25 protein-coding genes are annotated in these 25,972 nt (G+C 62.2%); 10 read left to right on the top strand and 15 right to left on the bottom strand.

Annotated elements, in window-relative coordinates:
• Positions 1 to 172: 172 nt before the first annotated feature.
• From phnY to BBX50_RS26850, 4 genes are all read right to left on the bottom strand, one after another.
• A complete protein-coding gene (gene phnY / locus BBX50_RS26835; protein WP_065778337.1) occupies positions 173 to 1,627 on the bottom strand; it encodes a phosphonoacetaldehyde dehydrogenase in 1,455 nt (484 codons plus the stop codon).
• 10 nt (positions 1,628 to 1,637) lie between these two features.
• A complete protein-coding gene (gene phnA, locus BBX50_RS26840; protein ID WP_065778338.1) occupies positions 1,638 to 2,900 on the bottom strand; it encodes a phosphonoacetate hydrolase in 1,263 nt (420 codons plus the stop codon).
• A 15-nt stretch (positions 2,901 to 2,915) separates the two neighbouring features.
• Positions 2,916 to 4,118, bottom strand: coding sequence for a 2-aminoethylphosphonate--pyruvate transaminase (locus tag BBX50_RS26845; RefSeq protein ID WP_065778339.1), 1,203 nt, complete (start codon positions 4,116 to 4,118; stop codon positions 2,916 to 2,918).
• Between the two features lie 103 nt (positions 4,119 to 4,221).
• Positions 4,222 to 5,874, bottom strand: coding sequence for a Na/Pi cotransporter family protein (locus tag BBX50_RS26850; protein WP_065778340.1), 1,653 nt, complete (start codon positions 5,872 to 5,874; stop codon positions 4,222 to 4,224).
• A 115-nt stretch (positions 5,875 to 5,989) separates the two neighbouring features.
• Between BBX50_RS26850 and BBX50_RS26855 the strand changes: the two genes are divergently transcribed.
• The 5 genes from BBX50_RS26855 to BBX50_RS26875 all read left to right on the top strand — a co-directional run bounded on the left by BBX50_RS26855 (position 5,990) and on the right by BBX50_RS26875 (position 11,734).
• A complete protein-coding gene (locus BBX50_RS26855) occupies positions 5,990 to 6,865 on the top strand; it encodes a LysR substrate-binding domain-containing protein (RefSeq protein WP_065778341.1) in 876 nt (291 codons plus the stop codon).
• A 196-nt stretch (positions 6,866 to 7,061) separates the two neighbouring features.
• A complete protein-coding gene (locus BBX50_RS26860) occupies positions 7,062 to 8,087 on the top strand; it encodes a BMP family protein (RefSeq protein WP_065778342.1) in 1,026 nt (341 codons plus the stop codon).
• Positions 8,088 to 8,222: 135 nt separating this feature from the next.
• A complete protein-coding gene (locus tag BBX50_RS26865; RefSeq protein WP_065778507.1) occupies positions 8,223 to 9,752 on the top strand; it encodes an ABC transporter ATP-binding protein in 1,530 nt (509 codons plus the stop codon).
• A complete protein-coding gene (locus BBX50_RS26870) occupies positions 9,742 to 10,791 on the top strand; it encodes an ABC transporter permease (RefSeq protein ID WP_065778343.1) in 1,050 nt (349 codons plus the stop codon). Before BBX50_RS26865 ends, BBX50_RS26870 begins: the two co-directional genes overlap by 11 nt.
• A 1-nt stretch (position 10,792) precedes the next feature.
• Complete coding sequence (locus tag BBX50_RS26875; RefSeq protein ID WP_065778344.1) at positions 10,793 to 11,734, top strand: ABC transporter permease; 942 nt, start codon at positions 10,793 to 10,795, stop codon at positions 11,732 to 11,734.
• A gap of 360 nt (positions 11,735 to 12,094) precedes the next feature.
• On the opposite strand, the gene BBX50_RS26880 is transcribed toward BBX50_RS26875, so the two are convergent.
• The 8 genes from BBX50_RS26880 to BBX50_RS26915 form a co-directional block, all read right to left on the bottom strand.
• Positions 12,095 to 13,246 carry a M20 aminoacylase family protein gene (locus BBX50_RS26880; protein WP_065778345.1) on the bottom strand — a complete coding sequence of 384 codons (1,152 nt, stop codon included), beginning with the start codon at positions 13,244 to 13,246 and terminating at the stop codon, positions 12,095 to 12,097.
• A gap of 10 nt (positions 13,247 to 13,256) precedes the next feature.
• A complete protein-coding gene (locus tag BBX50_RS26885) occupies positions 13,257 to 14,021 on the bottom strand; it encodes an ATP-binding cassette domain-containing protein (protein WP_065778346.1) in 765 nt (254 codons plus the stop codon).
• Between the two features lie 36 nt (positions 14,022 to 14,057).
• On the bottom strand, positions 14,058 to 14,759 hold the full coding sequence (locus tag BBX50_RS26890; protein WP_065778347.1) for an ABC transporter permease subunit: 702 nt from the start codon (positions 14,757 to 14,759) through the stop codon (positions 14,058 to 14,060).
• Entirely contained in the window at positions 14,759 to 15,472 is a 714-nt protein-coding gene (locus tag BBX50_RS26895; protein ID WP_065778348.1) for an ABC transporter permease subunit, read from the bottom strand. Before BBX50_RS26895 ends, BBX50_RS26890 begins: the two co-directional genes overlap by 1 nt.
• Before the next feature lie 166 nt (positions 15,473 to 15,638).
• Positions 15,639 to 16,439 carry a transporter substrate-binding domain-containing protein gene (locus tag BBX50_RS26900; RefSeq protein ID WP_065778349.1) on the bottom strand — a complete coding sequence of 267 codons (801 nt, stop codon included), beginning with the start codon at positions 16,437 to 16,439 and terminating at the stop codon, positions 15,639 to 15,641.
• Positions 16,440 to 16,468: 29 nt separating this feature from the next.
• Entirely contained in the window at positions 16,469 to 17,272 is an 804-nt protein-coding gene (locus BBX50_RS26905; RefSeq protein ID WP_065778350.1) for an arginine deiminase family protein, read from the bottom strand.
• A gap of 33 nt (positions 17,273 to 17,305) precedes the next feature.
• Entirely contained in the window at positions 17,306 to 18,277 is a 972-nt protein-coding gene (locus BBX50_RS26910) for an arginine deiminase-related protein (RefSeq protein WP_065778351.1), read from the bottom strand.
• Between the two features lies 1 nt (position 18,278).
• Positions 18,279 to 19,361: an ornithine cyclodeaminase gene (locus BBX50_RS26915; RefSeq protein ID WP_065778352.1), complete on the bottom strand. Its 1,083-nt coding sequence runs from the start codon at positions 19,359 to 19,361 to the stop codon at positions 18,279 to 18,281.
• Between the two features lie 92 nt (positions 19,362 to 19,453).
• On the opposite strand from BBX50_RS26915, the gene BBX50_RS26920 reads away from it, so the two are divergent.
• From BBX50_RS26920 to BBX50_RS26940, 5 genes are all read left to right on the top strand, one after another.
• Positions 19,454 to 19,879: an Lrp/AsnC family transcriptional regulator gene (locus BBX50_RS26920; protein ID WP_065778353.1), complete on the top strand. Its 426-nt coding sequence runs from the start codon at positions 19,454 to 19,456 to the stop codon at positions 19,877 to 19,879.
• 51 nt (positions 19,880 to 19,930) lie between these two features.
• A complete protein-coding gene (locus BBX50_RS26925; protein WP_065778354.1) occupies positions 19,931 to 20,452 on the top strand; it encodes a hypothetical protein in 522 nt (173 codons plus the stop codon).
• A gap of 41 nt (positions 20,453 to 20,493) precedes the next feature.
• Entirely contained in the window at positions 20,494 to 21,048 is a 555-nt protein-coding gene (locus BBX50_RS26930; RefSeq protein ID WP_065778355.1) for an N-acetyltransferase, read from the top strand.
• Between the two features lie 66 nt (positions 21,049 to 21,114).
• The gene (locus tag BBX50_RS26935; RefSeq protein ID WP_065778356.1) at positions 21,115 to 21,510 is read left to right on the top strand and encodes a MarR family winged helix-turn-helix transcriptional regulator; all 396 of its coding nucleotides are present in this window, start codon (positions 21,115 to 21,117) and stop codon (positions 21,508 to 21,510) included.
• Between the two features lie 118 nt (positions 21,511 to 21,628).
• Positions 21,629 to 22,924: an MFS transporter gene (locus BBX50_RS26940; protein ID WP_065778357.1), complete on the top strand. Its 1,296-nt coding sequence runs from the start codon at positions 21,629 to 21,631 to the stop codon at positions 22,922 to 22,924.
• Positions 22,925 to 23,006: 82 nt separating this feature from the next.
• Here BBX50_RS26940 and BBX50_RS26945 read toward each other — a convergent pair whose 3' ends face one another.
• The 3 genes from BBX50_RS26945 to BBX50_RS26955 form a co-directional block, all read right to left on the bottom strand.
• Positions 23,007 to 23,435, bottom strand: coding sequence for an OsmC family protein (locus tag BBX50_RS26945; protein ID WP_065778358.1), 429 nt, complete (start codon positions 23,433 to 23,435; stop codon positions 23,007 to 23,009).
• A gap of 123 nt (positions 23,436 to 23,558) precedes the next feature.
• A complete protein-coding gene (locus BBX50_RS26950) occupies positions 23,559 to 25,148 on the bottom strand; it encodes an ABC transporter substrate-binding protein (RefSeq protein ID WP_065778508.1) in 1,590 nt (529 codons plus the stop codon).
• A 10-nt stretch (positions 25,149 to 25,158) separates the two neighbouring features.
• A complete protein-coding gene (locus tag BBX50_RS26955) occupies positions 25,159 to 25,839 on the bottom strand; it encodes an XRE family transcriptional regulator (protein ID WP_244513236.1) in 681 nt (226 codons plus the stop codon).
• Positions 25,840 to 25,972: the final 133 nt, after the last annotated feature.

Consider the following 25,972-nt stretch of genomic DNA (forward strand, 5'->3'; position numbering starts at 1 on the left):
AAACCTCCGTTCTATGTCTCGGCCAGCCTAGCGGTCCAAGCACGGAGGTCTCTCAAGGAAGATGTAGAACTCGTCCAGTCCTCCACCGGAGGTGGAGGTTTACTTGCTTACAAAAAAGGGAGCCGGCGTAGCGGCTCCCAGAGGGGTGAATCAGCGGGGGAAACGCTGGAGATCACCATGGCAAGGAGAATGTCTTGACGTTGGTAAAGCTCTTCATCGCCTCGATGACGCCTTCCTTGTAGCCGTTGCCGGAATCCTTGATGCCGCCGAATGGGCTCATCTCGATGCGGTAGCCCGGCACTTCCCAGATATTGACCGTGCCGACCTTCAGCCCGGCGATGTATTTTTGCATGCGCCGGAAGTCGTTGGTGCAGACGCCGGAGGAAAGTCCGAAAGCCGTCGAGTTCGAAAGCGCGATCAGCGCGTCGTCGTCATCGGGCGCGCGCACGATCGGAATGATCGGCGCGAAGGTTTCCTCCATCACCAGCTCGCTCGAATGCGTGACCCGGTCGACCACGATCGGCGGCAGCAGGGCGCCCTGCCGGCCGGGGTTGTAGAGGATTTCCGCCCCCTCTTCCGCCGCCTTGTACACGCGCTGCTCGAAGACCTCCGCCGCGCGTGCATGCACGACCGTGCCCAGTTCGGTTGCGCGGTCCATCGGATCGCCGAACTTCAGCTTCTTCGCCCGCTCCAGCACCAGCGGCACGAAGCGGTCCGCGACGCTTTCCTGGCAGAGAATGCGCTTCACCGCCGTGCAACGCTGGCCGGAGTTCTTCGTCGCACCGGCAACGGCAAGATCCGCGGCTTTTGCGAGATCGGCGTCCGAGAGATCGTTGAGGATGATCAGCGGGTCGTTGCCGCCGAGTTCCAAAATCTGTCGCTTGTAGTGGGCGTGCGCCGCAATCAGCTTTCCGACCGGCACGCTGCCGGTGAAGGTGATGAGGTCGAAGTTCGGGTTCGTGATCATCTCCATGCCGATATCGCCAGGCCAGCCGGTCACGACCGACAGCATCTCCGGCGGCAGGCCGGCCTCATAGAGGATGTCGGCGAAGACGAGCGCCGTCATCGGCGTCAATTCGGTCGGCTTCAGGACGACGCAATTGTTCGTCGCGACCGCTGGCGCCACCTTGTGCGCCACCATGTTGAGCGGATGGTTGAAGGGCGTAATCGCCGAAATGGCGTTGAGCGGTTCGCGGGTGGTGAAGATCTTGCGCGCCTTGCCGTGCGGGGTGAGGTCGCAGGAGAAGATCTCGCCATCGTCATGGATGCACATCTGGCCGGACAGTGTCAGCACGTCGAAGGCGCGACCGACCTCATAGAGCGAGTCCTGCTTCGAGATGCCGAGCTCCAGCGTGATCAGGTCGGAGATCTCCTCCTTGCGGGCGACGAGCAGGTCCGCCGCCTTCAGCAGGATGCGCTGACGCTCGTAGCGCGTCAGCTTCGGCTGGTAGGCCGCCGCAATCTCGAAGGCCTTGCGGGCATGCTCGGCGTTACCAGCCGGAACGGTGCCGATGACGGCATCGTTAAAGGGATAACGCACCTCGATGCGCCCCTCGGTATCGACTGCCTTGCCAGCGATCCGCATCGGCTCGTGGCGAATTGCAAATGCCGTTTCCACCTTGGTCATGGCGTCCTCCCTAGTGTTCAGCTTGCGCCGCTGCGACGAGCGCGTAGAAGAACGCGTCGAAATTGCGCAGCGTGCCCGCCGTCAGAAGTTCGGGAAGCTTGCGGTTGGCAATGAACGGCACTTCCTGTTCGGTCAGGCCGCCATGCGAGCGCAGCGGCTCATTGAGCGCGGCGAGATCGTGCCGGTGCTCGCTGGTGCCGAGCGTTTTGTTCTCGGTCGAGATCAGCACGAGATCGCCAATGCGGTCGTCAGGCAGCTCGAAGCGTACGCAGGCTTCCGGACGGGAGAGCACGACGTCGATGCCCTCGATCGCCTTCAGGCGCTCGATGATCTCTTCCTTGTCCGCGCCTTCGGGCAGATAGGCGGTCGCAAAGGAGCCGAGCGCGCCGTGATGCACGACGTAGGGGTCGGTGATCGGCAGGATCACGCGCGCGGCGTCCTTACCGAGCCATTCGTCGAGCAGATCCTGAACGTAGACGACGTCAGGCGAACCATCCGCCTTGTGCTTTGGCTTCATACCGTGGTCGGCAGTGACGATGATCGCAGCACCAAGCGCGTCGAGTTCGGTCAGGTACTTGTCGAACATCTCGTAGAAGGAATTGGCCTGAGGCACGCCGGGGGCGTACTTGTGCTGCACGTAGTCCGTCGTCGTCAGGTACATGACATCAGGGCGGAACTCCTTCAGCAGCTTGACGCCGGCGGCAAACACGAACTCGGAGAGATCCGCCGAATAGACTTCCGGCACCGGACGGCCGAGCCACGCCGAGGCATTGTCGAGACCGTTTTCCGCCTTGGTCGTCTTGTCGGACTTCTCCGAGGAGAAGCAGATCGCCCTGCCTTCGTCGAACTTGAGGCCGTGGCCGAGCAGCGCGCGCAGCTTGTCCTTGGCCGTCACCACGGCCACCTTCGCGCCGGCATCGTAGAAGGACTTGAAGATGGTCGGCGCGCGCAGGAAGCGCGGGTCGTTCATCATCACTTCGTTGCCGGTCTGCGGCTCGTAGAGATAGTTGCCGCAGATGCCGTGGATCGCCGGCGGCCGGCCGGTGGCAATGGAAAGGTTGTTCGGGTTGGTGAAACTCGGGATGACGCTGAGCGCGGTGCGCTCCGTTCCGGTCTTGCGGATGCGCTCGAGCGTCGGCATCAGCCCCGCCTTGATGGCTTCGTCGAGATAGGCCGGCTCGCAACCGTCGAGGCAGATGGCGATGGCCGGAACCTTCGGCCAGGGATAGGTGCGGCGGTTGGCGGTGACGGTGATCTTGGACATCTGGTTCATTGGAATTTCCTTTGTTCAGGCAGCGAGGCGGCGGCGTTCTTCAAGGGCGACGGCCGGCGGGGCGGCGCTGTCGACGCCCATTTCATTGAGGGATTCACGAGCGGCTGCGACCACGCGGCGCATGACATGCTCGTCCATGCGGCCGATGCAGCCGACGCGGAAGCTGTCGACCACGGTCAGCTTGCCCGGATAGATGATGAAGCCCTTGTCCTTCATCAGATCGTAGAAGCGGTCGAAGGCGAAGGCGGAATGGGCCGGGCTGAAGAAGGTGACGATGATCGGCGACAGCCACTGGTCGGCAAGCAGCGTCTCGAACCCTGCCTCGCGCATGCCGGCGACCATGACGTCGCGGTTGCGGGCATAGCGGGCTCCGCGGCCGGCTGCCCCGCCCTCCTCGCGGTGCAGCCGGAGCGCTTCGAGGAAGGCCGCAACCACATGCGTCGGCGGCGTGAAACGCCATTGGCCCGTCTTGTTCATGTAGTCCCACTGCGCATGCACATCGAGGCTCAGCGAATGGCTGCGGCCCTTGGCGGCCTCCAGTTCGCTTTTGCGAGCAATGACGAAGCCGAAGCCGGGTACACCCTCGATGCACTTGTTGGCGGAGGAAACAATCGCCTCGTAGCGGAAATCGCCGATACCGGCTGGCACCGCGCCGAAGGCACTCATCGAGTCGACGAGCAGCTTGCGGCCGCGGGAATAGACGGTGTCGGAGATCTCCTTCAACGGGTTGAGAATGCCGGAGCTCGTCTCGCAATGGACGACGACGACATGGGTGATAGCAGCGTCGGCGTCGAGTGCGGCGGCAACTTCCGGCCCGCGGGGCGGCATGTAGTCGCCTTTGTCGATCGTCACGTGCTCGCGGCCGAGATAGGAGAGTGTCTGGGCAATGCGCTTGCCATAGGCACCGTTCATCAGCACCAGCACCTTGCCGCCTTTCGGAACGAAGCTGCCGAGCATCGCCTCGACCGAGAATGAGCCGCTGCCCTGCATCGGCACACAATCGAACTCGCCCTTGCTATCGCCGGCAATCTCGAGCAGTTCCCGACGCAGCTTGGCTGTCATCGCCCGGAAGTCGCCATCCCATGAACCCCAGTCCCGCAACATGGCTTCCTTGACCTCGTAGGCCGTCGTCAGCGGGCCGGGCGTCAGGAGATAGGGTTCGCCCAGCCTCGGCGTTTCCAGGGGCGCGATGGTTCTGTCAGAAGCGGTGTTTGGCATTGTCCGTCCTCGCAGTTGGCGTGTTCGAGAACGACAATGCGGCGGAAACATATATCTGTAAAATCGTTCTTTTGTATCAATCTATAGGCTGAATTTATATATCTCACGCCGCTGGGACCAGCCGGCTTTCGAGCAGGTCACCGTTCTCGCGCAGGCGCGGATAGGCCATGGTCGTCACCAGCGAATTGACCTCCTTCAGCGCCCGCACGATCTCCAGGTGCATGTCGCTCGACAGGATGCTGGCGGCCACACCTTGCCGAAGCCGCTCCAAATGGCTCTTGCTGCTCTCCTCGACGAGGCGGCGTACATGTTCCTTTTGCCGGACCATCTCGCGGGCGATCACCGGGTCGGGCGAAACGAGAAGGTTGGCCGCGAGCCTGACGTTGGAAGCCACGGCCGCATGCAGCAGGGTGAGTTCGCGCCACCCCTCCAGAGAAAAGGCGCCCGCCCCCTCCAACCGCTCCTCCGCCATTTGCAATAGGCTCTTCGCCACGACGTCGCCGGCATATTCGAGGTGGATCGCCGCCTCGGTGAGCTCGATGCCACGTCGTGATTGGTCTTCTGTGAGAATGCCTCGGTTGACGGCGGCGATGTAGAGTTTGATCTCGCTGTGAGCGCGATGAATATTGCCGTCGATGCTGAGCAGCGCTTTGACCGCCTCCGGCGTCGGCGCGTGGATGACCGTCATGACCGGCTCCAGCATTCGGGCAATGAGATCGCCCATATGCAATACCTCGCGCGCCGCAGCCGCAAGCGCCTGCGGCGGCTTGTCGATCAGCGTGCGATCGAGTGCGCTGACATGGACCGAATGATCACCTTTGCCGGCAGCATCCGGCATGAGCAGCCGAACAAGGCGCGCCATCGGGCCGCAGGAGACTGTCCCGACGAGCACAAGTGCAGCATTGAAAAGCACATGCAGGTTGACGAGCTTTGCAGCCGCCGTCTCGCCTGGAAGCCAAGCGAAAGGAGCATGCAACGAGAAAAGGCCGAAAACCGCTGCGCCGAACAGGGCGCGAAACAGTAGATTTCCGAGCGGCAAACGTCGGCCCTCGACAGGCAGACCGCGCGTCAGCCAGAGCGCGATCAACCCGCCGCCGACATTGACCCCGAGAACCAGCGGAATGCCGATCTCGACGGGCACGATACCCTTCGCGGCAAAGGTAAGGATCAGCAGGATCGCCGCCACGCTCGAATGCAGCGCCCAGGTAAAAAGCGCGGCGAGGATCATCACCGTCAGCGCGTCCCTGCCGACGAAGGCGACGACGGAAGGCAGCAGCGGGCTCTGTGCGAGCGGCTGCGTCGCATGGCCGATCATCTGCAGCGACAAAAGCAAAAGCCCGATGCCGAGAACGGCGCGCCCGGCCTCGACGGTCTTCCGGGTCGATGCCTTCAAATGCACGAGACCGCCGGCCGCAATCAGGAGCGGCGCCAGCCAGTGCAGGTCGAAGGACAGGATCTTGACGACGAGCGCCGAGCCGAGATCGGCGCCGAGCAGCACCGCCAGACCGATATCGAGCGCCAATGCACCGCTGACGGCGAACCCCGCAGCCAGCATGGCGACGGCTGTCGAACTCTGCAGCGCAATTGCGACCGCGCAGCCACAGGCGGCCGCGCGCGGCCGTCCACCGGCTCCACCGACCGTGCGCGCGACGATGTCGCCAGCGGCCGCTTCAACGCCCTTCTTCACGAGGCTGACGGCGTAGAGCAAGAGAACGGTGGCGGCGGCAAGTTCGAGGGCGACAGCCGGGAGGTTCATGTGCTCACTCCGCAAAAAGGATGGAATCCGAAAACTATCCTTTGCCGCTTTACATAAATCAAATCGTTCGTTCTAATAAACCCATAGGTGAAATCTATCGAAAGGCGCCGCACACATGCGCTATGTCCAGCTTCGCGCCTTCCACAATGTGGCCATTCACGGCGGCTTTTCACGCGCGGCGGAAGCGCTCTTCCTCACCCAGCCTGCGGTTTCCGACCAGGTGCGCAAGCTCGAGGAGGAATACGATGTCCTGCTCTTCAACCGAAACAAGAAGCAGGTAACGCTGACCCAGGCCGGCCAGCAGCTTCTGGAAGTCACCCGCCGCATGTTCGATGTCGAACAGCAGGCGCTCGACCTGCTTTCGGAATCGCGGGCACTCAGGGCCGGAAAGCTCCGCATCGTCGCCGATGCGGCCCACCATCTGCTGCACATCCTTGCCGCCTTCCGGCGCACCTATCCAACGGTGCAGGTGTCGATCGATTCCGGCAACACCGAGACGGTCATCACAAGCCTGCACGCCTACGAGGCGGATATCGGCGTTCTCGGCGAAATCCCGCAATCGAGCGACTTCGACATACTGAAGCTCAACTCCACGCCGATCATCGCCTTTGCGAGCCGCGACTATCCACTCGCGGGCCAGAAATCGGTCACCTTCGCTGACCTCGCCAAGCATCCGCTCGTCATGCGAGAACAAGGCTCCAAGACCCGCCAGAAGCTGGAAGCGATGGCCAAGCAATGCGGCATGCCTTTGACGCCCCTCATCGAAGCCGAAGGCCGCGAGGCCGTGCGCGAGATCGTTGCGGCCGGCGGCGGCGTCGGCTTTGTCTCCTCGGCCGAGTTCGGGCAAGACAACCGCCTCATCCCGATCGAGATCGAGGCACCCGAGATGTTGATGGACGAAGCTCTCATCTGTCTGCGTGAGCGGAGCAATGGGAAACTTGTCAGCGCCTTCTTCGAGATCGCCCGCAAGCTTGCCTCTGCCCCGACGTGAGGGAATAGCTGTGCGCCTGTCGGTCTGCCATCCTGAGCCTTTGGCTCCAAACGACTGAGACCTCGTCGCCGAGGCCGGGTCATTTCTGGTTGAATGGCGCTCCGCGCCCAATTGCTGCGCCTCCCAACTTCACCTACATTGACCAGGTGGTAAAAAGACGCGTTCCAAGACGCGCAATCAATCAGAGGGGACCTTAATGCATAGCGATTCCTTCAATTTCATCATTTCCAGAAGAACCCTGATCAAAACTGCCGGTGCCTCCGCCGTTGTCGCTGCGGCGGGTCTGCCCAGTCGCCTGCTCGCTGCGGACCCGATAAAGGTGGCGGCCATCTATACCGTCCCGGTCGAACAGCAGTGGGTCAGCCGTATCCACAAGGCTGCCAACGCCGCCAAGGAGCGCGGCGACATCGAGTATGTTTATTCGGAGAACACCGCGAACAACGACTATGAGCGCGTCATGCGCGAATATTGCGAGGCCGGCCACAAGCTGATCGTGGGCGAGGTCTTCGGCGTCGAGGATGCCGCCCGCACCGTCGCCAAGGACTATCCTGATGTCGCCTTCCTGATGGGCTCTAGCTTCAAACCCGATGCCGCCGTACCGAACTTCTCGGTTTTCGACAACTATATCCAGGACGCATCCTATCTGTCTGGCCTCGTCGCCGGTGCGATGACCAAGTCCAAGAACATCGGCATGGTGGGAGGTTACCCGATCCCGGAGGTCAACAGGCTGATGAACGCATTCATGGCCGGCGTGAAGGAAGTGGCCCCGGACACCAAGTTCCAGGTCGCCTTCATCGGCTCTTGGTTCGATCCACCCAAGGCCAAGGAGACCGCATTCGCCCAGATCGATGGCGGTGCGGACCTCCTGTATGCCGAGCGTTTCGGCGTCTCCGATGCCGCAAAGGAGAAGAAGATCCTGGCCATCGGCAATGTCATCGACACCCAGGCAGACTATCCGGACACCGTTGTCGCCTCAGCGCTGTGGCATTTCGAACCGACCCTCGACAAGGCGATTGCCGAGGTGAAGGCCGGCGCTTTCAAGGCCGATGACTACGGCGTCTATTCCTTCATGAAGAACGGCGGCTGTTCGCTCGCGCCGCTCGGAACCTTCGACAGCAAGATTCCGGAAGACGTGAAGGCCAAGGTCGCGGAGAAGGAAAAGATGATCAAGGACGGTTCGTTCACCGTCGAGATCAACGACGCAGAGCCGAAGTCGAGCTAGCCCTTCCGTTCCTCCCGTTCGTGGCAGAGGTGGTTGGCAGTGCCGGGCGAGGATTACGCTTCGCCGACAGCAACCATCCTCTGCCTGGACGGGAAGCAAAGCCGCTCTCCCGCAACGCCACTTCCGGTCACCGACGTGTCAAGCAATCTCGCCCTTCGTCTTTCCCGCATCAGCAAGCATTTCGGACCACTCAGGGCCAACGAGGCCATTTCCTTCGACCTGATGCGGGGCGAAGTCATCGCGCTTCTCGGGGAGAACGGTGCCGGCAAGACAACGCTGATGAACATTCTCTTCGGCCACTACGTCGCCGACGAGGGAACCGTCGAGACTTTTGGCAAGCCGCTTCCACCGGGAGATCCGCGCGCTGCCCTTGATGCCGGCATAGGCATGGTCCACCAGCACTTCACCCTCGCTGACAACATGACGGTGCAGGAAAACATCACCCTTGGCACGCAGAGCCTCTGGCGTATGCGGCTTGACCGGGCCGCAGCGCGGCGGCGCATCGAGCAACTGTCCGCCGATTTCGGCCTCGCCGTCGATCCCGCGGCCACCGTCTCCACCCTTTCGGTCGGCGAACGCCAGCGCGTCGAGATCCTAAAGGCCCTTTATCGTGAAGCCCGCATCCTGATCCTGGACGAGCCGACGGCCGTTCTGACCCCCGCCGAGACCGACGCACTGTTCCGCACGCTGAAGCTGCTCGTCGCCCAGGGCCTTTCGATCATCTTCATCTCCCATAAATTGCACGAAGTGATGGCTGTCAGCGATCGGGTGCTGGTCCTACGCTCCGGCCAGCTCGTCGGCGAGCGCGAAACAGGCTCGACCGATCGCAAAGAACTGGCGGCTCTCATGGTTGGCCAGGAGGTCAAGCCAGCGGAGGTAAGCCCGGTTAAGCTGGGTGCCCCGCTGCTGGTGCTCGAACGCGTCTCCACGCCGCCGTACAACGGGGCCGGCCTCGATAACGTATCGCTCACGCTCACAGCGGGTGAAATCACCGGCCTTGCCGGCGTTGCCGGCAATGGCCAGGCTGTCCTTGCCGCTCTCATCGCCGGCATCCGGCGTCCGACGAACGGCAGCATTTCCATCGCCGGGCGGGAGGTCGCCGACTGGTCGCCGCGCACAGCACTTGCCCATGGCGTGGGACGCATTCCGGAAGACCGCCACGCCATCGGCAGCATCGGCGACATGAGCGTGACGGAGAATGTCATCGCCGAACGTTACCGAAGCCCCCGGTTCAGCCGCATGGGCTTTCTCAACTGGAAGGCCGCCGGCCGCTTCGCCGAGAAACTCATTGCCGACTACGACGTCAAATGCCCCTCGCCCGAGGCCCGCATACGCCTGCTTTCGGGCGGCAACATGCAGAAGCTTATCCTCGGCCGAGCGCTTGATCCCGACCCGGCAATTATCCTTGCAAGCCAGCCGACCCGCGGCCTCGATGTCGGCGCCGTCGCCTACGTGCACCGGATGCTGCTTGAAGCGCGAGGCAGGGGCGCGGCGATATTGCTGATTTCGGAAGACCTCGAGGAAGTCCTGGCATTGTCCGACCGCATCATCGTCATGTCCAAGGGACGCCTTTCGACGCCGTCTTCGCGCGGCGAGCGCAGCATTCGGGAACTGGGGGAACTGATGGCAGGTCACAGCGGGGAGCACAGCGATCATGCGGCTTGAGCCGAAGCCCGCACCGTCCTTGGCGATCACCTTGCTGTTTCCGCTGGCGGCCATCGCCACAACGCTGATGCTGACGTCGATCCTGGTTCTTGCCGCTGGCGCTTCGCCGCTGTCGGTCTTCTATCTTGTGGCCAAGGGCGCGGCCGGCTCACAATTCGCGCTGCTGGAAACCTTGACCCGCGCGACGCCACTGATCTTCACGGGCTTGGCGATCGCCGTCGCCTTTCGGGCCAAGCTCTGGAACATCGGCGCGGAAGCCCAACTCTACATTGGTGGCGTCGTCACCGTGGTGTTGGGCACCGGCGCGCTGCCTTTACCTTCGGCCATCCTGATCCCGGTGATCATGGTCGCCGTCATGGCCGCCGGCGCGCTGCTTCTGCTCGGCCCTGCCGTGCTGAAGACCCGCTTCGGCGTCGACGAGGTGGTCACCACGCTGCTGCTCAACTTCATCATCCTGCTGTTCGTATCGATGCTGCTTGAAGGTGTGCTCAAGGATCCGATGGGGCTCGGCTGGCCGCAATCGCAGAAGGTCATCGCCGAAGCGCAACTGCCGCGCCTCATCCAGGGCAAGCGCCTGCACTACGGCTTCGTCATCGCTCTGGTTTCGGCCGTTCTCGTCTGGGTCGTCATGAAAAAGACGGTTCTCGGTTACGAAATGCGCGCCGTCGGCCACAATCCCGAGGGCGCGCGGTTTGTCGGCATTCCGGTCAACCGCGCGCTGATGAAGACGGCGTTGCTTTCGGGCGGATTGGCTGCGCTTGCGGGCTTCTCAGAAGTCTCGGGGCTCAAGGGAAACCTGACGCTCGACCTGTCGCCGGGCTACGGCTACACCGGCATCGTCGTCGCCATGCTGGCCATGCTCAATCCGCTCGGCGTCATTGCGTCGGCCATCTTCGTCGCCGGCATCTTCGTCGGCGCCGATGCCATGAGCCGTGCGGCCAGGGTGCCGAGTTACATAGCCGACGTCATGGTCGCCACCTCGCTGCTGACGATGGTGGTCGCGATCCTTCTGACGCGATTCCGGATCAGGTGGAGGTGACATGGACGCGCTTGAAATCCTCTTCACCGCCTCCTTCTGGGTTGCCGCCATCCGCATCGCGTCTCCGCTGATCTTCGCGACCATGGGCGAGTTGATCTGCGAGCGCGCGGGCGTCCTCAACCTCGGCATCGAGGGGATCATGACGGCCGGTGCATTCGCCGGCTGGTTCACCGTATATTCTGGCGGTGATCTTTGGGCCGGATTGCTGGTCGCTGCCCTTGTGGGCGCCATGTTCGGCCTGCTGCACGCCACGCTCACGGTACCGCTTGGCCTGTCGCAACACGTCGTCGGTATCGGCGTCACGCTGCTTGCCACGAGTCTTACCTATTACATCTATCGTCTTGCGCTGCCGGAGGTTACATCGCCGCCCAAGATCGAACCGTTCCAGCCCCTGCCGATCCCGGGCCTGTCCAGCATTCCGGTCGTCGGCGAGGCGCTGTTTACCCAGACGCCACTGACCTATCTTGCCTTCGTGTCGGTCGCAGCTGTTGCCTGGATTCTGTATCGCACGCCCGTCGGCCTTGCGGTCCGCGCTGCCGGCGAAAACCCGTCGGCGGTCGAGGCCCAGGGCATTTCGGTCACCGGTATTCGCATGGGCGCCGTCGTTGTCGGCAGCGCGCTGATGGCGGTCGGCGGCGCCTTTCTCACCACCTCGGCCTTCAATTCGTTCTTCTTCCAGATGATCAACGGGCGCGGCTGGATTTGCATCGCACTGGTCGTCTTCGGCTCTTGGCGGCCAGGAAAGGCGCTGATCGGCGCCATCCTGTTCGCCGCCTTCGATGCCTATCAGGTTCGCCTTCAGCAGATATCGGGCGGCATCGTGCCCTATCAGGTTTTCCTGATGATGCCCTATGCGCTGTCGATCCTGGCGTTGATCCTGGTCGCACGCCGCGCCGCCTATCCCAAGGCTTTGATGATCCCGTACCAGAAAGGCGAAAGATGAGTTTCGACCTGATCGTGAAGCCAGGCACACTGCCCTTGATGCCGAGGTTCGTCGTGTCGTCGATGCCTCGGGCAGCCTTGGCGGCCTGAACCCCTCCTGGAAGTCAAAAATCATCACGCCGATTGCCATATCGGCGCGGGCCAAGCATCTCAGCTCATCGCGCCAGCCAGCCGCCATCAACCGGAATGACCGCGCCGCGCATGGGTTCGGTTCGACATCTCATGCGACTGCCGGCGGCATCCCTCATCATAGCGGTCCGCGGTATCGCCACACGCTACGAACTCGCAAGCAACGTCCTCGCCGCCGTCGCACTCGCTTCCGCAAGGATATGGGTCCCGGCTTGTGAGTCCGTGACCCAGGCTAGACCAGTGCAGCGCGCGCGAGGTTGTAGAAGTACGTCGCCCCACGTTCGAGGATTTCGTCGTTAAAGTCGTAGCGGGTGGTATGGAGCCCGCTGCTGTCGCCGTTTCCGATCAGCACATAGGCGCCAGGCACTTTTTCCAGCAGGAAAGAGAAGTCCTCGCTGCCCATCAGTGGTTCGGGAAGCTCTACATAGGCGTCGGCGCCAAAGGTCTCGGCGATCACCGCCCGGGCGTCCTCGACAGCCTGCGCATCGTTGATCGTCGCGGGATAACCGACCTGCCAGTCGAAGGTGGCTTCTGCGTTGTAGCTCTGGGCCTGGAAACGGGCGATCTGCTCGACGCGCTCCTGCAATTGCTTGCGCACGACCGGATCCATCGCGCGCATGCTGATTTCCAGCACCGCCGTATCTGGAATGATGTTTGAAGCCGAGCCCGACTGGAACGAACCGACCGTCAGCACCGACGGCTGATGCGGCGACACGTTGCGTGAGACCAGAGTCTGCAGCGCCATCACGACGCTGGAACCGACGACAACGGGGTCAATCGTCAGCTCCGGCTGGGCGCCGTGTCCACCCTTGCCCCTGATCGTCAAGGTCAGCACATCGATCGACGCGGCCATTGCGCCGGCGCGGCTGGAAAAGGTGCCAGCAGGCAGGCCCGGCCAGTTGTGCAGCGCATAGACCCGCTCGCAGGGGAAGCGCTCGAACAGCCCGTCCTCGATCATCAGCTTGCCGCCGCCGAAATTCTCCTCGGCCGGCTGGAAGATCAGATGCACCGTGCCGTTGAAGCTCTCGTCCTTCGACAGCGCCCAGGCGGCCCCGAGCAGCATGCTGGTGTGACCGTCGTGGCCGCAGGCATGCATGGCGCCCGGATGCTTGCTCTGATAGGCAAGGCCGGTTTCTTCCTGCATCGGCAGCGCGTCCATGTCGGCGCGAAAGCCGATGGCGCGATTGCTGTTGCCGCGCTTCAGCGTCGCGACGATCCCGGTCGTTGCCAGGCCACGCGTAACCTCGAAGCCCCAGGACCGCAGCAGCCCCGCGACATATTCCGAGGTCTTCACCTCGGAGAGGCCGATTTCGGGCATTTCATGCAGTTGATGACGAATTTCGACGAGTTCGGGCAGGAAGTGGGAAAAATTGGCGTCGCGCATCGGGGCCTCCTCAAGCCATCTGCAGGAACTGGCGCAGTCGCGCCGATTGCGGGTCACGCATCATCTGCGAGGGCGCGCCGCGCTCTTCGACCAGCCCCTTGTGCAGGAAGATCACCTCGCTGGAGATATCACGGGCGAGTGACATTTCGTGGGTGACCATCACCATGGTGCGCCCTTCTTCAGCGAGCTTCTTGATGACGAGCAGCACCTCGTTGACGAGTTCCGGATCGAGCGCCGAAGTCGGCTCGTCGAAGAGCATTACCTCCGGCTTCATCGCCAGAGCGCGGGCGATCGCCGCGCGCTGCTGCTGGCCGCCGGAGAGCTGGTTCGGATAGTGGTCGCGCTTCGGTGTGATGCCGACCTTTTCCATCAGCAGCTCCGCCTCGCCGATGGCATCCTTGCGGGCCATGCCAAGCACGTGGATCGGCCCTTCGATGATGTTTTCGAGAATGGTCTTGTGGGACCAGAGATTGAAGCTCTGAAACACCATGCCGAGACGGGTGCGGATGTGTTCGAGCTGCCGCTTGTCGGCGGCGGCAAGCTTGCCGTCCTTGCCCTTGACGGTGCGGATCACCTCGCCCGAGACGGAGATTTCGCCTTCATCCGGCGTCTCCAGATAGTTGATGCAGCGCAGCAGCGTGCTCTTGCCGGACCCGCTGCTGCCGATCAGCGAGATGACGTCGCCGGATTTTGCCTCGAAGGAGACGCCTTTCAGCACCTCGACGGATCCGAAGCTCTTGTGAATGTTCTTCACCGAAAGCGCTGTTGCAGCCATGTTCGTTCCTCTCGCGCGCCCAAGCGCGCCTCCTCGTTATGCCTTCGCCGTGCGGTAGCGGGTGAGCCGCTTCTCGACCACGCCCATGACGCGCGTCAGGATGAAGACGACGGTGAAATAGATGATGCCTGCGGCAATCAACGGTTCGAAAATCAGAAGCGATTGACGCTGCAGCATGCGGGCGGTGCCCATGACCTCGAGGATGGTGATGGTCGAGGCGAGCGACGTCGTCTTCAACAGGATGATCAGATCGCCCGTCAGTACCGGCAGGCAGGAGCGGAACGCTTGCGGCAGGGTGATGCGGCGAAGGATCATCGACGAACGCATACCGATCGATTTTGCCGCCTCGATCTGGCCGCGCGGAATTGCCTTGATCGCGCCGCGGATAACTTCGGCATTGTAGGACGCCTGGTTGAGGCTCAGCGCAAAGATCGCATACCACAGGCCATCACGCAGATAGGGCCAGAGAAAGCTGTGACGCACCCAGGTGCCGGGCAGAACTTGCCCCAAACCGTAATAGACGAGGTAGATCTGCACCAACAGCGGCGTGCCGCGGAAGGCGAAGGTGAAGACGTAGGCTGGCACCGAAAGGATGCGGCGGCCGGAAAGCCGGGCGAGCGCCACGAGCGTGCCGATGACCAGTCCGAAGACGCCGGCGACCGCGGTCAAGAGCAGAGTCAGCGGGGTTGCCTTGATCAGGGCCGGCAGGAAGCCGATGACGTTGGAGATCGTTTCCATCAGTGGTGCCCCCGGTTGAGGCGGCGCTCGATCTCAGCAATCACCAGGACGGAAACGAGCGTGATTGCCAGAAACAGGATGGCCGTCAGCCCGTAGAAGAAGATGTACTGCTTGGTGCCTGCCGCTGCGCGATATCCCGTGTAGAGCAGTTCGCTGAAGGAGCCGAGCACGCTGATGATGGCGCTTTCCTTGGTGATCGACAGCCAGAGATTGCCCATGCCGGGCACGGCGTGGCGCATCATCTGCGGGAAAACAACACGGGTGAAAACCTTGCGTCTCGGCATGCCGATCGAAACCGCCGCCTCGATCTGGCCCGGCGGCACCGAGAGAAAAGCGGAGCGCAGCACCTCGGTCATGAAGGCGCCGGAGACGAAGGCAAGCGCAATGATCGCCGCCCAGAACGAGCTGAACTGGAAGGTTTCGGCCACAAGCCCGAAGTGCTTCAAAAGCCGCTCGGCGCCGCTTGCAACGGAAAAATAGAGAAGGAGGATGACGAGCAGTTCGGGCAACGAACGGACGACCGTCGTATAGATCCCGGCGAGGTAACGCGGTAGGCGGTGCTTCGACAGTTTGCCGGCGGCACCCAGAAAGCCGAAGAGAACCGCAACCGCATAGGCGACCACGGATACCTGCAAGGTCATCACCAGGCCCCAGGCGAAATCATCGCCCCAGCCCTCGCCGCCCCAGGCAAGCAATTGCCAGTAATAGTCCATCCGTCGTTACCTGTTCCCGATTGTCTCGTCAGCCCCTGCGCCGCTGCCCGTCGAAGGGGGCGCGGTTGCTATAGCGGTGGCTGCGATGTTGCCCCGGCGCTGCGGCCGGTTTGGCGAACAAGGGCGGCGGCGAGCCGAAGAGCCCGGCGCCGCCCTTCAAGAGCAATTACTTCTTGCCGAAGATCCACTTGTCGACGAGCTTCTGGGTCGTGCCGTCCTTTTCGAGAGCAGCGAGGCCGGTATTGACCTTTTCAAGGGTCGCCGCATCGCCCTTGCGCACGGCATAGGCGACACCTTCGCCAAGAACGACGTTCTTCGGCACTTCGACCTTGACCTCGTAGTCGGCGCCCTCGGGCGACTTCAGGAAGGTCTGGATGTAGAGGTCGGGGATCAGCACGTAGTCGACACGGCCGGCAACGAGGTCGGCGACCGAGTTGTCGGCGGTGTCGTAGCTCTTGGCTTCGGCGCCCGTCAGGTACTTGGCGACGTAAGCCGACTGCACGCTTGAGGTTTGAACGCCGATGATCTTGCCCTCGACACTTGCCGGATCGATGATCTCGCCGGAACCGTCTGCCGCGTCGACCGTCTTGATCTCGCTCGTGTCAGCCTTGGCCCCGACGAACGACGTGCCTTCGGTGTAATAGGGCGTCGAGAAGTCGACAACCTGGCGACGCTCGTCGGTGATCGAGAAGGCGCCGATGATGAAGTCGACCTTGTTTTCCTTCATCGACGGGATCAGACCGTCCCAGGCCATCTGGTTGATGTCGCACTTGACGGCCATCTTCTCGCAGAGCGCGCGGGAGAGATCGGCTTCGAGACCCTCCCATTCACCGCCGGCATTGACCTGGGTGAAGGGCATATAGGGCTCCGGCGTCATGCCGAGCCGCAAGGTGTCCTCGGCAAATGCGCTGCCGGCAGCCATGGAAAGGGCGATCCCTGCGAACAGGGCGGTCTTCAACGTCTTCATAATGTTTCCTCCTCGGGGATTGCGTCGGATTAGAGCGTGTTGCTGAACCAGCGCAGCGACATGCAGGACAGGCCTGCGTCGATCTTGCCGATCTCCGTCGTTTTCATGGGCACGACCTTATAGCCGAGCTTGTCAAGCATCTCGATCGTGCGCGGGAAATCCGAGCCGACCATGACGACGTCGTTGACGCGCAGCGCATTGGCCGCAGGCTCTTCGCCATCCGGAATGATCACCTGCTTGAAGCGCTCGAATGCGCCGGACTTGGCGAGACGCGCGGTCGAAAGCACGGTCTCGTCGTCAAGCAGCGAGCAGTCGGTCTTGAAGTGCAGCACGCCTTCCGGCGTCGCGACGATCTCGCTCTTGCGGCCGAGCTTGGTCAGGCAGGCCTGAAGGGCTTCGGCGCCGACCTTGTTGGTGCGGGCCGAGAGGCCGATCATCACGCTCTCGCGGGTCGTCAGCACGTCGCCGCCATCGGCAAAGCCGGTACCCGGCAGGTCAAGCACGGTCTCGAACATGGCGCGCAGCGTCGGCTCGATCTCCGGCGTTTCCTTGACGCGAGTCTCGGCACCCGGGCGAAGCAGGATCGCGCCTTCGGTAAAGACCAGCGCCGGATCCTCGACGAAGATCGAGTCCGGGAAGGCTTCGAGCGCCGGCAGCACCGTCACCTTCACGCCCGCGTCCTTCATCGCCTGGATGTAGGCGTCGTGTTCAGCCTTCACGCCTTCGAAGGTGGGGTTGCCACGGTCATCGGCACGCAGGCCGTTGACGACCGACGTCGACGGCGTGCGGACGATGATGTTGTTGAACTGGTAGACGGGGCGTGATTGCGACATTTTTTCAGTACCTTTGGCTTGGATGAGCTGCTTCTATCGATCGGACGTGGCGGCGTAAAGCTTTTGCGTACCGGCCGGTTCTCTTCGCGACAAATGAACGCCGGCAAGCATGCAGCGCACGGAACCGCCGGCAAGCTCGATGGTGGGAACGTCAAAGGCGAGAACACGGGCCGAGGCTTCGAGCGCCTTGATCTGGTCTGCACGGAGCGAGGCGAGTGCGCGGGCTGACATGACCACGACGCGGCCGTCGGCGCCGTCGAGCTCGATGGCATTGCCGGCGAAATTCTCGATCTGCTCCAGCGTCAGGTCGATGACCTGGCGACCGGTCTCCTCCAGCCGTGCGCAGATTTCCTGGCGACGGGCAAGATCCGGGATCATGCTGGTGCCGATCAGCGCAAACTCGGTGCCGATGCACATCAAGACGTTGGTGTGGTAGATCGAATTGCCCTGGCGATCGACCGCGTCGAAGATCATTGGCTCGAAGTTGAAGTGGGTGCAGAAACGCTCCAGCGCCACCTCGTTGGTGCGGTTGGAGCGGGCCGCGTAGGCGACGCGGCCGATATGATCGAGCACCATGGCGCCGGTACCTTCGAGATAGACGCCATCCTTTTCGAGGCCGGAATAGTCGATCACGTCCTGAACGCGATACTCGTTCTTCAGCATCTCGATGATATCGGCGCGGCGCTCGCTCTGGCGGCTTTCCGAATACATCGGATAGATCGCCACATGGCCACCCGAATGGGTCGAGAACCAGTTGTTTGGGAAGACCGAGTCGGGACGCGTCGCCGACTCATCCTCGAAGAGGTGCACGGCAACGCCGGCACCGGCAAGCCCGTCAGCCATGCGGCTCACTTCGTCGTAAGCTGCCCGGGCGATTGCCGACGGCTGGCGCGCCTTGTCGGTCGCCTGGAAGGCATTGTCTTCGGCCGTCATCGGGTTCGGGCCGAAATGGTGCGGACGGATCATCACGACGCCCTTTGGCGCCTGTACGGACAGTCTCTTCATTTTATGCAACGCTCCGCTCGGCAAAGGCGGCCGGCTGCTGCCTGAACAGGCCGTAGAGATCGCGCGGGTGGTCCGGCTGCGTCGTCAGGTCGAGTTCGGTGTAGAAAGCCGTGCCCTGGATCTTGTCACGCAGGAAGCGCAGCGCCGAGAAGTCCTCAGTGGCGAAGCCAACGGAATCGAAGATGGTGATCTGGCCGATGCTGCGGCGGCCTACGGCCTCGCCGGCAATGACCTGCCAGAGTTCGGTAACCGGGAAATCCGGCGCCATCTGCTGGATCTCGCCTTCGATGCGGGTCTGCTCCGGATATTCGACGAAGACGTCGGCGCGGTGCAGGATGTCGCCCTGGAGCTCGGTCTTGCCGGGGCAGTCACCGCCGACGGCGTTGATGTGCACGCCGGCGCCAACCATGTTGTCGGAGAGGATCGTGGCGTTGCGCTTGTCGGCCGTGACTGTCGTGATGATATCGGCGCCGGCTACCGCATCCTCCGCGGTGGCGGCGACCACGATGTCGAAGTCCATGTCCGCGAGGTTGTTGCAGAATTTGTCGGCAGCTTCCGCGTCGATATCGAAGACCTGCAGGCGCTTGACACCGAGAAGCGCGCGGAAGGCGAGCGCCTGGAATTCCGACTGGGCGCCGAGACCGATGATCGCCATCGAGCGGGCATCGGGACGAGCGAGATATTTTGCGGCAAGCGCCGAGGTGGCGGCGGTGCGCAGACCGGTCATGATCGTCATTTCGGAGACGAGACAGGGGTAACCCGTGCTGACATCGGAAAGGACACCGAAGGCGGTGACCGTCTGCAGACCGACATTCGGGTTCTTCGGGTGACCGTTGACATATTTGAAGCCATAATGCTCGCCGTCAGAGGTCGGCATCAGCTCGATGACACCGGTCTTCGAGTGGCTCGCAAGCCGCGGCGTTTTCTCGAATGCGTTCCATCGGCGGAAATCATCCTCGATGTATTCCGCAAGACCCACAAGGAACGTCTCAATGCCGATCGATTTGACCAGCTCGATTACGTTGCCGACACCGACATACTGAACCACGTTACCAACTCCATCGGAGAAATTCGATGAGGTCAGCCTAGGCTTGCAAGAAGTGAGTTGAAATTTTAAACATGCCTAAAATTCACGGTCATATTGAGCATTTTGCGCAATCGTAATATACAGTCTTCATGCATATCTTCGACGACCTCGATCACCAGCTGATCTCGCTGTTGCGAGAAGACGGCCGTGCGCCCTACTCCAAGATAGCGACGGTGCTCGGCATCTCCAGGGCAACGGTGCAGACACGCATCGACCGGCTGCTCGAAAGCGGAGCGGTGCTGGGTTTCACGCTGCGCGTGCGGCAGGATTATGACGATCGCGCCATCCGAGCAATCATGATGATCGAAGTGAGCGGCCGCAACACCACCAAGGTCATCAAATACCTGCGCGGCCTGCCCGAGCTTTACGCGCTGCACACGACCAATGGCGGCTGGGATCTCGTCGCCGAAATCCGCGCCAACAGCCTCAGCGATTTCGACCGCATCCTGCGCGAAGTGCGCGACGTCGAGGGCGTTTCGAACAGCGAGACGAGCATTCTGCTCAGCACCGTCTGATCCACCACCATCACATGCGCTAGAACTGCGCCACCAAAGACAGGCAAGACCGTGAGCCATATTCCCCAGATCGACTACGACACCGCCTCCGACGAAATCCGCGCCGCCCATGACGAGGAGATCCGCGTGCGCGGCCGCATGACCAACATGAAGCGCACGCTGCTGCATTCTCCGGTTGCGCATCGGATCTATGCTGAATGGTTCACGCTGCGCGAGGAACTGCGCCCGGCGCTCAACGACCGGGAGATCTGGTTCCTTTCCCATTCCATTTCCGAAGCAATGAAATCCCCGATCGCGATGGGCTTTTTCCGCCGCGCCTTCGCCAATGCCGGCATCGACTTCCATTCGGTCGTGCCGACGGAAGACGAACAGCGGCTTATCGCCTTCGGACGGGCGATCGTTGCCGACAGCAATGCCGTCCCGGACGAGATTTGGACGGGCTTGAAAGCGCGCTACGATGCCAAGGCGCTGGTCGACCTCGTCGCCTTCTCGGGGATCATGGTCGCGACAGCCCTCTTCAACAACGTCGCCGGGGTGGAATTCGACAAGGAGCTTGAGCCCTACGTCGACTGAGCAACTGAGGACCGCCGCCGCCACGCCAAACGTTCGCGGAAATGCAAGACCTGAAAGATGAAACCTTGATCAGACCCGCTACCGCAGAGGATGCATCGAGCCTGGCCGCAATCAGCCTGGAAGTTTGGCTCAACACCTACATCCGCGACGGCGTCAACGCGTTCTTCGCCGACTATGCGCTGGAGCAATTCACCACCGCACGCTTTAAGGACATCCTGTCTCAGGAGAACGAGAACATCTGGGTTTCGCAGAATACCGGCGGCATCGACGGCTTCCTGCGCATGTCATCCAACTCGCCGCCGCCGATCGACATCGTTTCGGACCTTGAACTAACGACACTCTATGTGCAGCCGCGTCACCACGGTCGCGGCATTGGCAAGAGGCTGCTAGAGACTGGCCTTCAGTTCTGCGCAAACACCGGCAGCACGAGTACGTGGCTGGCGGTCAACGCCGAAAATGAAAAGGCTACGGCCTTCTACATCGCAAGCGGCTTCGAGAAGATCGGCGAAACCCACTTTAGAATCGGCGACCAGGCCTACCCCAACCACGTTCTTCAACTTCGCCTGGACCGGTCCGACATCGATCTGGTGCGGTAACCGCCCTGTCGTGCGCCCTCACTGTTAGAGCTTGACGTCCGGCATTTGCGTGTATATACACGAATAATGTCTCGCTGCTACTGTGCCCTATTACGCAAAGCCACCCGCAGAGTGACGTCGCTCTATGACGACGCACTACAGCCGGTCGGCATCAACCTGGCCCAATTCAGTTTGCTACGGCACATTGAGCGCGGCGAGCCGATCTCGATGACCGAACTTGGCCGCAAGATCGAACTCGAGCGTTCGACGGTCAGCCGCAACGTCAAGGTGCTGGAGGGAATGGGGCTGGTTACGACCGCAAGCGGTAAGGATCAGAGGGAGGCCGTTGTCGAACTCACCGAAAACGGCCGGCGGATTCTCGCGGAAGGTGCGCCGCTTTGGCAGGGCGCGCAGGACCAGATCGAGGCGCGGCTGGGGACCGACGCTGCCGCACAACTGAAAGAACTGCTGCAAACGCTTTAAGCGACGCTGCCCGTCAGGGAGCGGCGGCAGACTGACACCAAATCCAAACTGCGACAGGCGCTCTGTGTTCGCGCAGCGCTCTCGCACACCCGAAAACATGGACAAAAGGAAAACGACGATGCTCGGTCCGGCGCTTGCGCGTTATCTTGCCAGACGCAACATCCACTACGGCTGGGCTGTCGCCGCAGTCACCTTCCTCGTCATGCTGTCGACCGCCGGCGCGATGGGCTCAGCCGGCGTGCTGATCAAGCCGCTTGAGACCGAATTCGGCTGGTCCAACGCCCAGATTTCGCTGGCGCTGGCGATCCGGCTTTGCCTCTTCGGGCTGCTCGGCCCGTTTGCCGCCTCCTTCATGAACCACTTCGGCGTGCGCCCGGTCGTCTCAGCGGCGCTGATCCTGATCGTCTCCGGCATCGCCGCTTCCTTCTACATGACGGAACTCTGGCATCTGGTCGCGATCTGGGGCGTGGTGCTCGGCGTCGGCACTGGCATGACGGCGCTGGTGCTCGGCGCAACGGTTGCGACCCGCTGGTTCGACCAGCGACGCGGGCTGGTGGTCGGGTTGATGACCGCCAGCAACGCCACCGGCCAGCTGGTCTTCCTGCCGCTGCTTGCAACTCTCACTGAAACGATCGGCTGGCGGTCGGCGCTGACGCTGATCATCGTCATCCTCGTGGTAGCCTTTATCCTGGTGCTGCTGTTCATGCAGGATCGCCCAAGCGACCTCGGCCTCGCGCCGTTCGGCGGAAAGCAGATCGCGCCGGCGCCGCCGAAGGCAAAGAGCTTCGGAACCCTGCTCATGGCGCCGATCCGGGCGCTCGCCGACGCCGCCAAGACCAACACCTTCTGGGTGCTGTTTGCCACCTTCTTCGTCTGCGGTTTCAGCACCAACGGCCTGATCCAGACCCATTGGGTTTCGATCTGCGGTGACGTGGGCATTGCCGCCGTTGCCGCGGCCAGCCTCCTGGCACTGATTGGCGTGTTCGATCTCATCGGAACCATCGGCTCCGGCTGGCTCTCCGATCGTTACGACAACCGCTGGCTGCTCTTCTGGTTCTACGGGCTGCGCGGCCTCTCGCTGATGTTCCTGCCGTTCAGCGGCTTCAACATCTACACGCTGTCGATCTTCGCGATCTTCTACGGCCTGGATTGGGTCGCGACGGTACCGCCGACCGTGAAGCTCTCGGCCGAACGCTTCGGCCCGGAACGGGCCGGCCTCGTCTTCGGCTGGATCTTCACCGGCCACCAACTGGGTGCCGCCAGTGCGACCTTCCTCGCAGGCGCCAGCCGGACGTCGCTCGAAACCTATACGCCAGCACTGCTTGCAGCCGGCATGCTCTGCCTCGTCGCGGCCCTTTTGGTCCTGACGATTGGCCGGCGCCAACCGGCGACGCTTGCGCCGCAGCCGGCCTGAGTTCCCTCATCCGGATACGAAAAAGGGTGGGCCGCCTGTGGCAGCCCACCCCACAAACACACAGGCCTTAGGCCAATTGATGTCAGTGAGCGAAGCTCGTCACAAATTCCGGATTGCCGCGAATCGTGTTGCTGACGGTGCAGATCTCGTTTTCGGCGGCCTCCGCAATCGCATGGCGGACCGCATCGTCGAAATCGCCCTTGATGTCGAAGACAATGTTGAACCTGGCGACGCGGGACGGCTCGTCATGCGCCTTCTCACCGGTCACCTTGGCGCTCACTTCCGTCAACCGGTCGAGCACGCCATAACGGCTGGCGGCGATGCGGGCGCTCAGCACCAGGCAGCTCGCGAGCGACGCATAGAGCAGATCGAGCGGGCCATATCCTGCCTGCGACGGGCCGGTGACGATATCGAGTTCACCTCCAGTCACAGAGGTCACATGCGGAAATCCGGTCTTGCCGACGACCGCCGTCGCCCCGGTTTCCCGCGTTCTCACCTTCACATCCGCCATTTCACAAACCTTCCCAGAACCTAAAGAACACCATCGCATCGGTAGAAACACGTCGCCCCGGGCCAAAGGTCCGGGGCGATTGATATGTGCGCCTTTGAAGGACGGCGCAAGAGCGATGCTCGATCAGTTCTTCTTCACCATCCGGTAGAAGACGAAGTCGGAGGTGGCGCCATTGACGTAACCTTCAACCTTGTCCTTCATCGCGACCTGGGTGGCGGCCTGGAACATGATCACGATCGGCGACTTTTCCTGCACCTTGCGCTGCAGGTCGACATAGAGCGCGTCGCGCTTGGCCGGATCGGCTTCCTTCAGCGCTACCTTGGTCGCTTCGTTGAGCTCGGCCGGAACCGCCCAGCCGTTACGCCAGGTGGTCGTCGACTGGTACTTGTCGTCGGCGTTGTCCTCGTTATAGGCGAAGGCCTTGGCGTTCGAATGCGGGTCCATGAAGTCCGGGCCCCAATAGAGCAGCATGGCTTCATGAGTGCGGGCACGGTACTTGGTGATGACCTGGCTGCCGGTGCCCGGAATGATCTCGAAGTTGATGCCGGCTTCGGCGAACGATGCCTGCAGCGACTGCGCCATGTCGGTGAACGGCGTCGAGTTGATGACGTCGAGCGTCACCTTGATCGGCGTCTTGATGCCGGCGTCGGCGAGGATCTTCTTCGCCTTTTCGACGTCATAGCCATAGGGCGTTTCATCGAGCGAGCCGGGGAAGCCCTTCGGCCAGAAGGCTTGGTGAACATCCATCTGGCCCTTCAGGAAACTGTCGGTCATGCCCTTGTAGTCGACGAGGTAACGGGCGGCTTCCCAGACGGCTTCCGGCTGAAGTGCGGCGGCCTTCTGGTTGAACGACAGGAAGTGCACGGCGGCCTGCGGGTAGGATTCGACCTTCACGCCATCCTTGCCTTCAAGACCCGACACCTGGTCCGGGGTCAGGTTCTTGGCCATGTCGACGTCGCCGGTCTGCAGCATCAGCTGCTGGGTTGCGGCTTCGGCGACGTGGCGGATGATGACGCCCTTGATGGCCGGAGCGCCGCCGAAGTAGTTCGGGTTGCTGGCAAGGTTCAGGAGTTCGCCGGCGCGGAAGGCCTTCAGCACGAAGGGACCAGTACCGGCCGAGTTGGCCTTGAGCCAGGCATTGCCGAAATCGCCATCGGCTTCGTTGGCCTTGACGGTCTCGGCGTCGACGACCGATGCCGGGCGCGCTGCGAGAACGTTGAGGACGAAAGCGGACGAGAAGTCGCCTTCATACTTGATCGTGACCTTGTTGCCGTCGGCGGTCACCATCTTGTCGATGTTTTCTGGCGTCCAGCCGAGCTGCGTCAGGATGAAGGCCGGGGCCTTGTTGAGAACGACGACGCGCTTGAAGGAATAGACGACGTCTTCGCCGCGCAGCGGGTTGCCAGAGGTGAAGGTGACACCATCACGCAGCGTGAAGGTGATCGTCTTGGCGGCATCGTCGGCCGTCCATTCGGAGGCAAGGCCCGGCGCCAGCTTCTTCACGTCGGGCGCATCGTACTGCACCAGGCGGTCATAGGTCTGGGTGACGTATTCACCGGAAGAAAACTCGTAGGCCTCGGCCGGGTCGATGCTAACGATGTCGTCGATATTCTGGGCGACGACCAGTACCTCCGCCGGCGTTTCGGCGAGTGCGGCCGGCGACACGCTCAGCATCAGGGACGCCGCGAAAACCGCGGCCTTGAACATTCTCATCATCATTCTCCTATTTTCGATGAGGCTTGGTTTTTGTCGTCGCCGGCTTCGGAAGCGCTTGCGGCGCACCGGTCTCGTTGGATTGGGAGGCACGCGGGCGGAAGAGCGGCAGCGTGCCGGTCCAGATCAGCCGCACGGGCGTGTCGGTCTTGTTCCACCAGTAGTGGGGCTGGATACCGCGAAAGTGCAGGCCGTCACCCGGGGAAAGCATGGTCTCGTCGCCGTCGAGCCCGAACAGGATTTCGCCTTCCAGCATATAGACGAGCTCCTCGCCCTCATGACTGAAGACCTCGGAACGGTGTCCGGGCGGAATGGTGATGACGAAGCTCGAAAGCTGGTTGCCGGCAAAATCCGCGCCGATCCGCTCATAGGACACCGGCGAGCCGCCGACCGAAAACACCATGCGCCCTTCGGCGCGCGAAAGGCCGGTATCGATCGCCGGCGCCAGGATGAAATGGTTGAGTTCGGCGCCGAGCCCTTGGGCGATCTGCGCCAGCGTGCCGAGCGAGGGCATGGCGAGATCGCGCTCGACCTGGCTGAGATAACCGACGGAGACGCCGGCCGCATCGCTCAATGCCTGCAGCGTCATATGCATCTGCCTGCGGCGCGCGCGCACCAGCGCGCCCACCTTCGGCTGCCCTGCCCCGGTGCTTTTTCCGGACGTGGCTTCGTCATCTGACGGAATGCTCACGCTCTCCTCCTCCAGTAAAATTTTTTTGATTTAAGCAAACTTATTTATATACTCCAAGCGAATTTTTGCGGTATCGACAGGACAGACCGCAAGCGAAGAGGGATGGAATCGCCACGTGGCAAACGACAGCACG

The organism is Ensifer sp. LC11 (assembly GCF_001695835.1).
Taxonomy (GTDB): Bacteria; Pseudomonadota; Alphaproteobacteria; order Rhizobiales; family Rhizobiaceae; genus Ensifer.

What these genes read in the sequence shown, in the direction of transcription:
- phnY (WP_065778337.1), bottom strand. Translation starts at nt 1,627, where the DNA reads ATGACCAAGGTGGAAACGGCATTTGCAATTCGCCACGAGCCGATGCGG.
- phnA (WP_065778338.1), bottom strand. Translation starts at nt 2,900, where the DNA reads ATGAACCAGATGTCCAAGATCACCGTCACCGCCAACCGCCGCACCTAT.
- BBX50_RS26845 (WP_065778339.1), bottom strand. Translation starts at nt 4,118, where the DNA reads ATGCCAAACACCGCTTCTGACAGAACCATCGCGCCCCTGGAAACGCCG.
- BBX50_RS26850 (WP_065778340.1), bottom strand. Translation starts at nt 5,874, where the DNA reads ATGAACCTCCCGGCTGTCGCCCTCGAACTTGCCGCCGCCACCGTTCTC.
- BBX50_RS26855 (WP_065778341.1), top strand. Translation starts at nt 5,990, where the DNA reads ATGCGCTATGTCCAGCTTCGCGCCTTCCACAATGTGGCCATTCACGGC.
- BBX50_RS26860 (WP_065778342.1), top strand. Translation starts at nt 7,062, where the DNA reads ATGCATAGCGATTCCTTCAATTTCATCATTTCCAGAAGAACCCTGATC.
- BBX50_RS26870 (WP_065778343.1), top strand. Translation starts at nt 9,742, where the DNA reads ATGCGGCTTGAGCCGAAGCCCGCACCGTCCTTGGCGATCACCTTGCTG.
- BBX50_RS26875 (WP_065778344.1), top strand. Translation starts at nt 10,793, where the DNA reads ATGGACGCGCTTGAAATCCTCTTCACCGCCTCCTTCTGGGTTGCCGCC.
- BBX50_RS26880 (WP_065778345.1), bottom strand. Translation starts at nt 13,246, where the DNA reads ATGCGCGACGCCAATTTTTCCCACTTCCTGCCCGAACTCGTCGAAATT.
- BBX50_RS26885 (WP_065778346.1), bottom strand. Translation starts at nt 14,021, where the DNA reads ATGGCTGCAACAGCGCTTTCGGTGAAGAACATTCACAAGAGCTTCGGA.
- BBX50_RS26890 (WP_065778347.1), bottom strand. Translation starts at nt 14,759, where the DNA reads ATGGAAACGATCTCCAACGTCATCGGCTTCCTGCCGGCCCTGATCAAG.
- BBX50_RS26895 (WP_065778348.1), bottom strand. Translation starts at nt 15,472, where the DNA reads ATGGACTATTACTGGCAATTGCTTGCCTGGGGCGGCGAGGGCTGGGGC.
- BBX50_RS26900 (WP_065778349.1), bottom strand. Translation starts at nt 16,439, where the DNA reads ATGAAGACGTTGAAGACCGCCCTGTTCGCAGGGATCGCCCTTTCCATG.
- BBX50_RS26905 (WP_065778350.1), bottom strand. Translation starts at nt 17,272, where the DNA reads ATGTCGCAATCACGCCCCGTCTACCAGTTCAACAACATCATCGTCCGC.
- BBX50_RS26910 (WP_065778351.1), bottom strand. Translation starts at nt 18,277, where the DNA reads ATGAAGAGACTGTCCGTACAGGCGCCAAAGGGCGTCGTGATGATCCGT.
- BBX50_RS26920 (WP_065778353.1), top strand. Translation starts at nt 19,454, where the DNA reads ATGCATATCTTCGACGACCTCGATCACCAGCTGATCTCGCTGTTGCGA.
- BBX50_RS26930 (WP_065778355.1), top strand. Translation starts at nt 20,494, where the DNA reads ATGCAAGACCTGAAAGATGAAACCTTGATCAGACCCGCTACCGCAGAG.
- BBX50_RS26935 (WP_065778356.1), top strand. Translation starts at nt 21,115, where the DNA reads ATGTCTCGCTGCTACTGTGCCCTATTACGCAAAGCCACCCGCAGAGTG.
- BBX50_RS26940 (WP_065778357.1), top strand. Translation starts at nt 21,629, where the DNA reads ATGCTCGGTCCGGCGCTTGCGCGTTATCTTGCCAGACGCAACATCCAC.
- BBX50_RS26945 (WP_065778358.1), bottom strand. Translation starts at nt 23,435, where the DNA reads ATGGCGGATGTGAAGGTGAGAACGCGGGAAACCGGGGCGACGGCGGTC.
- BBX50_RS26950 (WP_065778508.1), bottom strand. Translation starts at nt 25,148, where the DNA reads ATGAGAATGTTCAAGGCCGCGGTTTTCGCGGCGTCCCTGATGCTGAGC.